Origin of the sequence: Spongiivirga citrea (genome assembly GCF_010671565.1) — a bacterium.
Lineage (GTDB): Bacteria > Bacteroidota > Bacteroidia > Flavobacteriales > Flavobacteriaceae > Spongiivirga > Spongiivirga citrea.
In genome coordinates, this window is record NZ_JAABOQ010000003.1 from 1 (window position 1) to 13,620 (window position 13,620).

General features: G+C 37.2%; 10 protein-coding genes. 2 read left to right on the forward strand and 8 right to left on the reverse strand.

Annotated features, from left to right (window positions below):
- Nucleotides 1–3,584: beta strand repeat-containing protein (locus GWK10_RS06680; protein ID WP_164030582.1), on the forward strand; the 3,584-nt coding region annotated here is incomplete at its 5' end.
- A 141-nt stretch (nt 3,585–3,725) separates the two neighbouring features.
- Here GWK10_RS06680 and GWK10_RS06685 read toward each other — a convergent pair.
- From GWK10_RS06685 to GWK10_RS06700, 4 genes are all read right to left on the reverse strand, one after another.
- Complete coding sequence (locus GWK10_RS06685; RefSeq protein WP_164030585.1) at nt 3,726–5,078, reverse strand: DUF5458 family protein; 1,353 nt, start codon at nt 5,076–5,078, stop codon at nt 3,726–3,728.
- A 14-nt stretch (nt 5,079–5,092) separates the two neighbouring features.
- Complete coding sequence (locus tag GWK10_RS06690; protein WP_164030588.1) at nt 5,093–5,539, reverse strand: hypothetical protein; 447 nt, start codon at nt 5,537–5,539, stop codon at nt 5,093–5,095.
- Nucleotides 5,540–5,653: 114 nt separating this feature from the next.
- Entirely contained in the window at nt 5,654–8,122 is a 2,469-nt protein-coding gene (locus GWK10_RS06695; RefSeq protein WP_164030591.1) for an ATP-dependent Clp protease ATP-binding subunit, read from the reverse strand.
- Between the two features lie 94 nt (nt 8,123–8,216).
- Nucleotides 8,217–9,746: a GH3 auxin-responsive promoter family protein gene (locus GWK10_RS06700; RefSeq protein WP_164030595.1), complete on the reverse strand. Its 1,530-nt coding sequence runs from the start codon at nt 9,744–9,746 to the stop codon at nt 8,217–8,219.
- 41 nt (nt 9,747–9,787) lie between these two features.
- Here GWK10_RS06700 and GWK10_RS06705 point away from each other — a divergent pair, with 41 nt between their 5' ends.
- Nucleotides 9,788–10,582 (forward strand): DUF2797 domain-containing protein, encoded by a 795-nt coding sequence (locus GWK10_RS06705; RefSeq protein WP_164030596.1) that lies wholly within the window; start codon nt 9,788–9,790, stop codon nt 10,580–10,582.
- On the opposite strand, the gene GWK10_RS06710 is transcribed toward GWK10_RS06705, so the two are convergent.
- From GWK10_RS06710 to GWK10_RS06725, 4 genes are all read right to left on the reverse strand, one after another.
- Complete coding sequence (locus tag GWK10_RS06710; protein ID WP_164030599.1) at nt 10,579–11,199, reverse strand: LysE family transporter; 621 nt, start codon at nt 11,197–11,199, stop codon at nt 10,579–10,581. The genes GWK10_RS06705 and GWK10_RS06710 overlap by 4 nt on opposite strands.
- 91 nt (nt 11,200–11,290) lie before the next feature.
- The gene (gene ruvC, locus GWK10_RS06715; RefSeq protein ID WP_164030601.1) at nt 11,291–11,845 is read right to left on the reverse strand and encodes a crossover junction endodeoxyribonuclease RuvC; all 555 of its coding nucleotides are present in this window, start codon (nt 11,843–11,845) and stop codon (nt 11,291–11,293) included.
- A 125-nt stretch (nt 11,846–11,970) separates the two neighbouring features.
- On the reverse strand, nt 11,971–12,429 hold the full coding sequence (locus tag GWK10_RS06720; protein WP_164030604.1) for a hypothetical protein: 459 nt from the start codon (nt 12,427–12,429) through the stop codon (nt 11,971–11,973).
- A gap of 57 nt (nt 12,430–12,486) precedes the next feature.
- Nucleotides 12,487–13,617, reverse strand: coding sequence for a tetratricopeptide repeat protein (locus tag GWK10_RS06725; protein WP_164030605.1), 1,131 nt, complete (start codon nt 13,615–13,617; stop codon nt 12,487–12,489).
- Between the last annotated feature and the right edge of the window lie 3 nt (nt 13,618–13,620).

Sequence of the window (13,620 nt, forward strand, 5' to 3'; positions counted from 1 at the left end):
TGCTTGATTTTCCTAGTAATATAACTCATACCTATACTACTGCAGAACGATTTACAGCACAACTAATTGTAACCGATAGTAATGGATGTATCAATACTCAAGATATTGAAATTGATGCGGCACAAGGAATGCCGAGTATTAGTCTCGGTACACTTCCAGCATCAATTGTACTTTGTCAAGGAGACATTTTTAATGATACCGTGTCCGCAGAGGATGGAAATGGAAATATAATTCCTGTTACCACCACATCTTCTCCTGATCCGTTTGATACTAACGTTCCTAATACGTATACATTAACTTATTCAGCTACAGGAGCTACTAATGTGACTAGAACTGTTGTAGTTAATGCAACTCCAGTAGCTTCCTTCACCGTCGATCAAGCGACAATTACAGAAGGTAGCATGGTTAATTTTGATGCTTCTGCATCGACTGCTAGCAGCGCAATTACCTATACATGGAACTTTGGTGATGGATCGCCAATCCAACAAACCACAAACCCAACTATTGCACATCAATATAGTACCAATACGGGATCACCATTTACAGCAATTTTATCTATTGAAGACGCTAATGGGTGTACTTCTGTAACTAATGCTAGTCAAGAAATAACAGTAAACCCTGCCACTTCTCCATTTATCGATCTCGGGGCACTTCCAGCGACTGTGACACTATGCCAAGAAGCTATTTTTACCGATACTGTCTCAGCTGAAGATGGAAATGGGAATACAATTCCTGTTACCACCACATCTTCTCCTGATCCGTTTGATACTAATCTGCCTGGAACGTATACTTTGACGTACTCAGCAGCAGGAGCTACTGATATGACAAGAACTGTAGTAGTCAACGCGACACCAATTGCTTCGTTTAATGTAGATCAGCTAACAATTACCGAAGGTGAAACGGTAAACTTTGATGCTTCTGCCTCGACTGCTAGTAGCGCAATTACCTATACATGGAACTTTGGTGATGGATCGCCTATACAAACCACAACAAATCCGACGGTTGATCATACTTATAGCACAAGCGCAGGATCTCCTTTTACAGCAACACTTACTATTGAAGATACTGATGGATGCACAAATACAAATACAGCTAGCCAGGAGATTATAGTCAATGTAAATGGTTCAGCAACAGTAGCAGTTAACAGTGCAAAGAACGCCAGTTACGTGACTGAAAATGTACAAATTACTATCGATATTGATGAAACAAATGGGGGTAATGGGCCTTACACTGCCGGATATAGAAACGCTACAGGTTCTTTTGACTTATCTAATGGCACGAGTATTAACGTGGATACAGATATATCTATTGGCAACAACATTACTAATTGGACATTTATAGGAAATGCTGCCGGAAACGCGTCCTTTGAAATATTTGTAAAAGATGCTTCAGGAACAGAAATAGGAACACAGTCTTTTACTATTGCCGTTCAAGACTTTGCAGCTTCCATTACATCTCCAACTTCGAATCCTATCTCAGAAGATACAGGCACTGAAGTTGATTTCGCAGTATTAATAAGCGAAACCTTTGGCCAACCCGGTAATCAATATGACATTATAATAACAACTGATCAAGGCACCAATGGAACAATAACCGTTGGAACAACTTCATATAATGGAGGTTCAGCCAATATCAGCAATATAGCGCCAGGAATTTTTAATTTCAGCTATGTTGGCAATACTTCTATAGATCACGTCATTACGGTGGATGTAAGACCAAGTTCATTTGCTTCATATAGTAAAAGTGATAGTCAAACAATACAATATCAATTACCAGCTGTTCCATTCACTTTCAGCGCCAGTTCTGTAGATAATTTCTTGTTTTTCAATAACGAAACTGATATCAACTTAAATATTAGTCCATCGGCAGTAGGTGGGGGCACTTATGAAGTGAGGTGGCTTCCTGGCACTTTGGCTGGAGGCACACTTTTTGATCAAAACAATAATCCTGTTAGTGCTAATACTTGGACGACAATTAATTCAACCGGATTAACAACGTGGAGATATGAAACTGCAACCGCTACCGGGGTTACAGCATTTGACTTAGAAGCTCGAAATTCTTCTGGAGGTACCGTAACCGGAAATCCACAAAATATTCAAATTAATGTTATTGATTTTGCTATTACTGTAAATCCAACAACTACAATTACGGAAACGGCAGGCACGCAAGTGACAAATCTTAGTGTTAGAGTAGATCCTACAAATACCTCATTTATATCAACCTACAATTTAGTTATTAATAGCGATCAAATTGATGGGATATTTAATGCAGGAGATACTCAGATTAATACTACAGTTAATGGAGGGGCCAGTTTTAATTTCAATTATACGGGAACATCTATAAATCTCCATAATTTAAGCGTATCAGCAACACCTGCGGGGCAAACTGTCCCAACAAGAACAAATACATTCAACATTGACTATGTTGTAACTAATCAGCCACCAGTGCCGGTTGATGATTCATTTGACACCTCTGAAAATACTATAGTCACAGGAAATCTTTTTGCTGATAATGGACCAGGGACTGCTGTCGACGGAGATCCAGATGCAGACTCATTTGTTGTACATAGTGTAAACGGTTCTACGGCTGCTGTAAATGTGGAAGTTGGCGTTGTCGGTGGTGGTTTGGTAACGATTAATGACAATGGTGCATTCTCATTCGATCCTAATGCTAACTTTGGGAATTTGAATGCTGGAGAAACGGACATTGCTACAATAACTTATGAATTGAGAGATTCCAACGGAAATGTTTCAATTACAGAAGGAATCATATCGGTCACTATTACAGGTATTGACCCGACGATAACTTTGAACGGTTTAAATGAAATTGTTGTCTTAGAAGGGACTAGTTTTTCTGATCCTGGAGTGACAACCAATGATGGTAGTGGTAATACAATACCTTTTAATGTAGACCAAGGCGGATACAATATTAACACACCAGGAGTTTACACTTTTACCTACTCTCTAGTATCCAATCCATCAATCAATGTAACTAGGACGGTTATTGTAAACGATATACCTGCAGCAGAGATTTCTCCTTCTGCAGACTCTGCTGGTGGTCCAGCACCTTTTACTACTGCATTTGCGAGTTATCCATCCTCCGATGTAGTTGGCGGTATCGTATTATATACATGGAAAGGTTTTGAAGATGGTTCAGAAGTAACGGCAACAACAGCTGGAACACAGTCATATACTTTTAGTATTCCTGGGGTATATACTGTAGAACTTGAAGTTGAAGACTTATATGGAGAGACTAGTACTGATACTTTTACTGTGACCGTAACTAGCGCTAGCACGGTAACTTTCAGCGATGACAACACTATTAACACAACCGATTCGCTCGCAAGCGGAACTATAACAATTTCTGGTGCACCTTCGGCATTCCGAGTTAGTGCATTCGGTGGATCAGGGGGATCCACAGTAACTTTTACAATAGATGGAACACCATATGTAGTTAGTGTAAATTCTGGAGTTTCTGATTCAGTCGATACCCCAACATTTCCTCCTGGCATGTATAGCTATTCTTTAGTTGGTGCTTTTATGGGAACAAGTGGAAATTCTGGAAGTGTAGTAGCTATACAATAATTTTGCTCATGTGAGTAACCTCAAAACCAAAGCTTCGACATAAATAAGATGAAGCTAAATCACTTAGCCACAATAATGGATATAAAAAAGGCCTCATTTCTATGATGAAGCCTTTTATTTCTTAACAAGTAAGTATATATTCTACTGCTGCTCATACTCAGCATCCCACTCATTACCATCATCACCTTTTTGACCATCCATTTTGATCATAAAGTTTTTGGCGGGGAAATATGGCTTCATATGTATATCTAAAAAGATTCTGTCTTTTTGTGTCGGATCTTGTTCGAAACGCTTGATTGAGAAATCCTCAATTAACTTATCTGGACCTGTGATTCCATCAAGGAATTTCACAATCTGTCCCATAAGTTCTTTCCGTGTTCTAGCATTGAAATTTTCAAAAGCACGACGGTTTAAGAAATCCATTAATACTTTGGTTACATAATCGAATACCCTAACTACAGAATAAGTTTGAAGTCCAAGATTATCACCATTGAAAAGAGTTTTAGCAGAAAATGCCATTACTTTTCCGTATTCGTTCACCATAGGCACCAATCCTAATTTCTCCAAATGAGCAATCTCACTTTTCTTAAGATCAAAACGAACACCATCTACTTCATTCATACCACCAAACTTCTTACCGGCAGTAACTTGAGACATTAGCGTTTTGTATATCTTTCCAGCAAGTGCTCCAGATGGTGGTACAAACAAGTCTTCATCTTCACCAACTTCATCATGCTTACCACGACCAACAAGCCAGTTGCATGCCATTACTACATTAGAGCGAAATTTATCGCCTCCTGTTAAATTGGCTAGCTCAAACATTTCCATTACATCATCTGGCTCATCTAAGTGCTCAAAGTCAGTAACCATCATTACCTTATTGTCGTGAGCAATCTTCGCCCACTTCTCAACCACTTTATTGCTTCCTAAATATCCAGGAACCACAAGTAGACTATAGTTATCGCGAAGATCTAAGCGGTCATAACCGCTTTTTAATTCCTCGGCAATTGCGTCAATGAATCGCGTATTATCAAGATCTTTAAGCTGATCTAATTCTGCATTCACGATATTGATATTCTTAACCTTATCAGACTCCGTATTTTTATAGAACAAAGCCACCGAACGGTAGGATTGCTCCATTTCGCGTGTTTGCTCTAAAGCAGCTCCAAGATTTTTCTCAAGTGATTTATGTGCTTGTGCTGAACGCTTTTCCGACTCATCCACCATTTGTGAAATGTCGTCAGATGAACTCAACATATCAGCCCAAATCTCTAAAGTTTTTTGCAACTTGCTGCGCTCTGCTTTCTTGCTCGACTCTGTTAAAAATATTTTCTTTCTCGCTTTACGATCTGGGTTCATATTCTGAACATCATCGATCGCTGCTTCAAGTAAGTCAAAGCCACCATATTTGGCTAACTTTTCTTCACTCTCTTTAAGCTTCTCAGCTGGGTTTTTTATATTTACTTTTGAAGTACTTTTTCTTCCTAATGCCATTGTCTAGTAATTGTTTAGCCTTGCTGAAGTTCAGCTATAAGTGAATAAATGGAATCTAACAGTGCTTGTTTTGCTTCAGGATCTTCTAAGGCAGATTTTAAAATCTTGTTAGACCTTAACTGCTTTACTACCTTTAGATACTGCTCTTTTTCAGTATCAAGTGCATTTAGATAATCACTTTGATTAATAATTCCATTCTTTCCGAAATCACCTAAATTGCTAAACTTTAAAGACTCTTTGCTTTCGGCTCCGTCAGCATCTTCAAATTCAACTTCAATTTCAGGCTTGTAATGCTCAAAAACTGACTCCATGGAAGTCAATCCTGATACGATTTCAGGCTTAAGGGGTTGATCTTGGGTTAATTTTTGAACCAAAAGGGTCTTGTTCTGGCTGATGTCTAAAATAGCTTCGCCAGCATCCGATTTTACCTCGGTTCCACCTAATCCGTAAGTGTCGCTCATATTAAAAAATTAACAATTTGATTTAAAGATAGTAAATTTTCTTGCAGATACTCAAATTTAATTGATTACACGGGTATTACAACCCTTTATTACCTGCTAGTAATCATTCAATATTTATGATATTTTCCAGACGATTTCGTCTTTTTTAAAGTCTAAATCGACAGTATTTCCTTTTGCTACTTCGCCTGTAATCAGCTTTCTAGATAAAGGCGATCGTAAATCCGTTCGTATTACAGCACGTAATGGTCGCGCTCCGTATTTAGGCGTAAATCCTTTAAGTGCTAAATGTTGCTTTACAGCATCAGACAGATTCAATTCTATCTCTTGCTTTGCCAATGCTTTATGCAGATCTTTCATCTGAATTTCGAAGATCTTCACCACGTTTTCCTCAGTTATTGGAGAAAAAGGAACTATCTCTGTCAGCCTACCTAGAAACTCTGGTCTAAAATGTGCTCCCATAATTTCTAGTAGATCGGAAGACTTTGGAACAATACCAGCACCAAACGATTTTACGACATGCTCACTACCAATATTTGATGTAAACAAGATTACAGCATTCGAAAAATCTCCTGTCTTGCCCAAACGGTCATGTAGCTTTCCTTCATCTAAAATTTGAAGAAAAATATCAAATACCGACGGATGCGCTTTTTCAATCTCATCAAATAAGACAATACTGTATGGTTTTTGTCGAATTTTATTCACCAAGAGTCCGCCTTCCTCATAACCAACATATCCTGGAGGCGCACCATAAAGCAGCGCCGCCGAGTGCTCTTCTTTAAACTCGGACATATCGAAACGAATAATTGCTTCCTCAGTCTGAAATAAAAATTCAGCCAACGATTTTGCCAATTCGGTTTTACCGGTACCGGTTGGTCCAGTAAAAAAGAAAGAACCAATCGGTAATCCAGGCTTACTTAATCCAGATCGAGACTCTAAGACTGATTGCGAAATAACACTTACTGCATGATCTTGACCAATCACTCGCTTTTGCAAATGATCCTCCATTGTTAGCAAGCGTTCCTTTTCATCAGCTTGCAGTTTTCCGATCGGAATTCCAGTTTTATTCGCGATTGTTGCTGAAATATCGTTCTTATCGATTGTTGTTTTTTCTTCTGAAGATTTGTCCGTAAACTTTTTTAGGATGGATGTTAGCGAGCTCACACCCTCTTCCAATTTCTCAAATTGATTTACTTGATCATCTTCGGAAAGCTCATTAAACAATAAATAACTGAATTTACTATCTAAATTATCTGCCAGCCACTGCACTTCTTTCAATGCAGATTCACGATCTTCATTATTGTTGATTTCACCAACCTCATCCAATACACTTTTTACGCGATCAGCTGTAGTTTCGACCATATATCTCGCGGCACTCATCGTTCTGTCAATCAAATCGATTGCCGAATCCGGTAAACTTCTATCCTTATTATAGCGTTTTGAAAGTCGAATTGCTTCTGCAACAGTCTCATCATTTATAGACAGTTTATGATGATCTTCGTATTTACTTACGGTATTCGAGATCATCTGCAATGCATCATCTTCTGATGGTTCGGACAGTGATATATTTTCAAAACGACGTGCTAAACCTTCATCACTTTCGATATGTTTCCTGAAAGAATCATTGGTTGCTGTAGCAATAAACGTAATATCCCCTTTTACCAATTCAGCTTTTAGAATATTCACTAAACCTTGATTTCCACTATCTTTTTCGGTGAGATTGTTAACTTCATCGATTAGCAAAATAGGTTTTTCAAATTCCTTTAATGCCGTAATTACTTTTTTAAATCTATCTTCAACTTCACTCTTATAACTAGCACCAGCCATTAAGCTTATCAAATCGAGCTCATACACCTGCGCATTTTTTAAAAGATCAGGAACTGCACTGCTCACAATAGCATTTACAAATCCGTCTAACAACACGGTTTTACCAACACCTGGTTCACCGGTAATAAGAACATTTGGCTTCGATCTACGTCCTAGAATTTCAGTAATTGTTTTGATTGCTGCATCCCTACCAAAAACAAATTCTAGTTCATTATTTTTGGATGCACTGGTTTTGTCAATACAATATTCGTCTAAAACAGAAGCATCTTTATTAACTGACTTAGTAGTGCCTTTTGGGGTCGCCCTTTTTGCCGTTGAAGCATTATTTGTATTGGAAGTCTTTAAAAAATCATCGGCTTTTACGGGAAGTGTCTTTAATTGCTCATAACTAAAACCAACTCCAGGGGTACACAAAGCAACTAATAAGCATATCGGACTAATCTCATCATCCCCCAATTTTAATCGAACATTATCAGCTTCGTTAAAAACAGCTTCTATACTTTTATCGCCAGCTATTTTATCTGGTACACTTACCACTCTAGGAAGGGCTTCAATGCGAACATCTGACCATTCTTCCATATAATAAATATCGACATCAGCATTACTAATAGTATTTCTAAGATCGACATCTTTATGCACCATTGCTTTTAATAAATGGGCAGCGTTGTATTGATTGTTGTAATACTCGCGAGCATATTCCTGAGCAATATGAATGGCATTTTTAGTTGGTGAACTAAGGGAGTAATCGAGTGCTTGCATGAATTAGCTGATTTGTGGACAACTAAATAAAGAAAAAAAACACCCTAAACATAGATTACCGTCACTTTTTTCGATGATAATGAAAATATCAATGCTAATACGTCTTAGCCGGCGTATTTAATTCAATTAATTCGTCAATATATTGACGTTCATTACTAAGCCTTGGAATTTTATGCTGACCACCTAGTTTATCTTTCGACTTAAGCCAGTCGTAAAACAAGTGCTGTCTCGCAATATGGACTTTTGGTTCGTTTAAAGTAATATTATTTGCCCGTTTTGCCTCATAATCAGAATTCAGGTCTTTTAGAGCAATATCAAATAACTCGGAAAACTGATGTACATCGCGCGGTGGAGTTTTAAACTCGATCATCCACTCATGCGCTCCTTTTTCTCTGCCACTCATAAAAACAGGTGCTGCCGTATAATCGACAATCTCACTATGCGTCTCTCGACAAACTCGCTTTAACGCTTGCTCCGCATTTTCAATAATCAGCTCCTCACCAAATGCATTAATATGATGCTTCGTGCGACCTGTTACCTTAATGCGGTACGGATTCACACTTGTAAAACGAACTGTATCACCAATTTTATAACGCCATAAGCCAGCATTGGTTGTAATCACAACGGCATAATTCTGTCCTATTTCAACCTCACTTAATGGAATTACTTTTTGATTACTAGAACCATAAGTGTTCATAGGAATAAACTCATAGAAAATGCCATAATCTAACATTAACAACAGTTCTTCACTATGATTTTGATCCTGGATTGCGAAAAAGCCTTCTGAGGCATTATAGATTTCATAATAATTAAAATCTGGTCTTGGCAGCAACTTCCCATATTGATCGTGATAAGGATTGAAACTCACACCTCCGTGGAAATACACCTCTAGATTAGGCCAAATTTCAAAAATATTGGCTTTTTGAGTAGTTTCTAAAACATTGTTTAAAAGCACCAACATCCATGATGGAACACCTGCTAAACTGGTCACATTTTCTTTAATAGTTTCATCAACAATCGCCTGCATTTTCACCTCCCAGTCGCTCATTAATGAAACTCGGTTACTTGGTGTACTACTAAACTCTGCCCACATTGGCATATTATCGATCAAAATAGCGGACAAATCACCAAATACGGTTCCGTTTTCCTCATATAGTTCCTTACTACCTCCTAGTCGCAGTCCTTTCCCTGTAAATAGTTGGGAATTTTCATTATTGTTCAAATACAAACAAAGCAAATCTTTACTTGCTGCATAATGACAATCTTCTAAAGACTCGTTGGTTACCGGAATAAACTTGCTCTTCGCATTGGTCGTCCCACTTGACTTCGCAAACCACCGCGTTTGTGTGGGCCACAAAATATTATGTTCTCCTTGCCTTACACGTTCAATAAGATCGGCATGATCTTCATAATTTGTTATCGGAAGTCTATCTGCGAATGTTCGATAGTTTTTAATAGAAGAGAACTCATATAGCTTACCAACCTCAGTACTCTTGGCTGTTTGAAGCAATCCCTGTAGCAATTCTGTCTGTACTTCATTTGGGTATTTTAGAAAAAGTTCGATCTGATGAAATCGCTTTTTCAAGAACCACGAAGCAATCGAATTTACTAAAGGTATTGCCATTATTGTACTATCTTTATTGCATAAAAATAACAAATTCTTTTATGCTTTTTCAAGGTGTCCTAACCAAAATGAAGACGGAGTTTTCTGAGCCAATTCAATATTTTCTAAACCTAGAAAACGACTTCATTCATTTAAACCAATTGTTACATAAAACTATTAGTCTTTCATTTGTCAAATATCAATGTTTAAACTGCGGTAACGACCGAGAGATTTACAGACAAGGATTTTGTAAAAGCTGTTTTTTTGAGGTCCCTCAAGCAGCCGATTGGATTATGAGACCAGAATTAAGTACGGCGCATTTAGATAAAGAAGATCGCGATTTAGAATATGAAAAGAGAATGCAACTCCAACCACATATTGTGTATTTAGCAAATTCAAGTAATATAAAAGTAGGGGTTACCAGAAAAAGTCAGGTGCCAACACGTTGGATAGATCAAGGTGCACATGAAGCAATAGAAATTGTTGAAGCCCCTAATCGGTATTTAGCGGGAATTACTGAAGTTGCTTTAAAAGAACACATCTCTGATAAAACGAATTGGCGAAAAATGCTTACCAATAGTGTCGAAGATGAAGATTTAAAGGCATACCGATCTAAATTGATTCCTTTTGTGCCAGAGGAAGCAAAGGCATATGTTATTGATGAAAATGAAGAAACCGAATTACACTTTCCGGTAGTACAATATCCTGAAAAAGTGAATAGTTTGAATCTAAAAAAGAATCCTGAGTTCAGTGGAGTTCTAAAAGGAATAAAAGGTCAATATCTTATTTTTGAAGATAACACAGTTTTTAACGTTAGAGCTAATGAAGGCTTGGTTGTTGCAATTTCTGTCTCCTAGAAAAATAACAATTTCGATAACTGAAATATTCCAATTACTACTAGCAAAACACCTATTAATTGGTTCATCGCATTTGCAATATGTCCTACCCTATTTTTTAAAAGAACACTAGCTTTACTATAGCCATAGAGTGTTCCTATTTTACCAGCATACACGCCCAATAAAAACAAGAAAAGTACTGATAATGGTGTCGTCATATTTAGTGAAATGGTATTCATGTTAATATAACCTAGTGCCAACATCCAATACACAAGAACAGGCGGATTAAAAACGCCCAGAATAAACCCGTTAAAGATCTTTTTTCTAGTGCTTGAATCTGAATGCAATTTTTTCTGTTTTTTAAAGTACAGCAGGATACCGGTAGCAAACAGTAGACCAGCTATACCGTATTGAATCCATTTATAGTCTTCAATAATATGCATAATGGTCATACTGTAATGCAAGGCAAATAGCGTCAACAAAATTTCAGCTATTCCTGCCGACATAGCAATTTTCATCGCCGAATTTGAATTTTGCTTAATGGTTGTATTGATAACCGATAAGTTAACTGTACCCAAGGGGATTGCTCCCAAAGTGGTTGCCACAAATCCAATAAGAAAATATAAAAGCCAATTCATGTGCGCTTAGTGGCATTACTTAGATGAACATTACAAGCTGCTATGAATTTTAACAGAATTTTACTGAAGACTGGCTACTGAAAACTGAAGACTATTTCTTAACTCGTTTCTCGTTTTGCTTTACAAAAGCTTCCCAACCGGTATAGCTTTTGCCTACTTCCACTCGACCACTATTGTAAAAATGGCAAACCGCTGCGGCAAGACCGTCAGTTGCATCTAGGTTTTTAGGTAGTGTCTTGAGATCTAACATGCTTTGAAGCATCTTGGCTACCTGTTCTTTACTAGCATTTCCATTACCGGTAATCGCCATTTTTATTTTTTTTGGAAGGTATTCCGTAATAGGGATTTCTCTAGAAAGACCTGCAGCCATAGCCACACCTTGGGCTCGCCCCAATTTTAACATCGACTGCACATTCTTCCCGAAGAAAGGCGCTTCGATGGCAATTTCGTCTGGATTATGGGTTTCAATAAGTTCGATTGTACGCTCAAAAATAAGCTTCAGCTTAAGATAGTGATCTTTGTATTTTGAAAGATTCAACTCATTTAATTGAACAAAATGCATCTTTTTATCAACCACCTTTATTAATCCAAATCCCATTATCGTGGTTCCGGGGTCGATCCCTAAAATGATACGTTCTTTACTCAATCGAATTCGTTTTCAACAAAGCTAACGAAATGGAATTTATAACTATGTCCGAGCGGTAATTTTCTTCGGTAATTAGATCTTGAGATAATCATTTCGTCATCTAATTTGTCAAAGAGAACTGGCTCTCAATCAATATTTAAATAGATAGGAAGTACAAACTTTGCAGTTACGGGAATGCCTCTTTTATGGGCTGGTAGCGCCTTAGGCAATTTAGTAATTGAGGCTTTAATTATTTCCTGAAGTTCAGGGAGCTCGCGCTGCAGTAAGGCGGATTGTTTTATTTTTTTCAATTGAACTTCCCCGTCTGAAGTAATAACCATATTTACAAAGATCGTGTCATTTATCGATTTAGAAATCTCAAATTGCTGGGAACCCAAATGGGTTAACATATGTTGAGTAACTACTTTTTCGAAACAGTTTTTAGCTTCTTGACCTACAAGTCCTTGACATTGTGGAAAAGAAGGTAATTCGTCTACCACATTCCAATCAATCTCAGCCAATTCTTGTTGAACGGCCTCATTAGTTGCTTTTTCTTTTCCTTTGAAAAGATCGCAAGATGTGACCAACGCTATCAACAGAAACATGAAGAAACCGCACTTAATACTCGTTTGCATAAACGAAATGTACGATTTTTATAGGTTTTATTTCTTCTGTGCGTGAATTTGCCCTTTATATTCGGTTATTCGACTTTTAATCCATTCCATAAAACGGTCATTAGCTTTCGGATACCTTTTCTTGTATTTCAAGAAGAAATTGAGCTTGACATTTGGGTCAGTAAACCGATTATCTATTATTCGCAATAACATGAACTCTTCATACATGATGTAAGGTTTTTCCCTAAATGCTTTATCCATAAATTGCGTGGCTTTTACCTCATCATTAAGATCTAGATAATTTCTTGCCAATGCCAAATATTCCGTCTTTACTGAAGGGTTTTTAATTTTTAAGGCATTTTCATAAAAGGGTAGTGCTTCTTTTGGCATTTTTTTTCTTTTATAAATATTACCAACATAGGTTTGATAGCCCGCTTCATTTGGATTTGATTTTATCAACTCTAAGAACAAAGGCAGCGACTTTTCAAAATCATCTAACTGATAATAAGTAATCGCTAATCGTTTTCTAATCGTCTCAGATTTTTGACCTAAATCTATCAATTTTTTAAGAAGTGGTAGCACCTCTTCGTGCCAACCACGATTAAACAAATATTGAGACTGTAAATTGATTAAATCGACATAATTTTCGTCTTGTTCTAATCCGATGTTACTATAATAAAAAAGCGAATCGCGATCTTCATGCACTAAAAAATGTCGACTTATTCGATAAATACTTTTTAGGTGACTAGTATCTAAGTTGAAAGATCGTTTAAAGTGTCCTAGACTTATAGAATCATCCTTTTCAATAAAACCTAAATAATAGGAATAATTGGGGTTCAATGAATCTTTTTGATACAACCTTTCAAAAACCTCTTGTGCCTCCTTATTACGCTTTTTCTTGATGAATAATTTACCTAATTCATATTGCGCAATAATCAAATTACTGTCTTTTTCAATTGCCTGTTTATAAGCTGCAATCGACTTGTCATGATTGCCAATGGAATTATAAGTTTTTGCGATTTTATGAAGCGATCTAGCCGAGTTGCTCTGTTTGTAAAATGAGATGGCCTTACTATAATTTCCTAGTTGGTAAAGACTGTCACCAACTTTCAAATTAGACTGCTGTGCTGAAATAGTTAAGCAAAAGCAGCCTAAATAGAATACTAAATATTTTTTCATTAA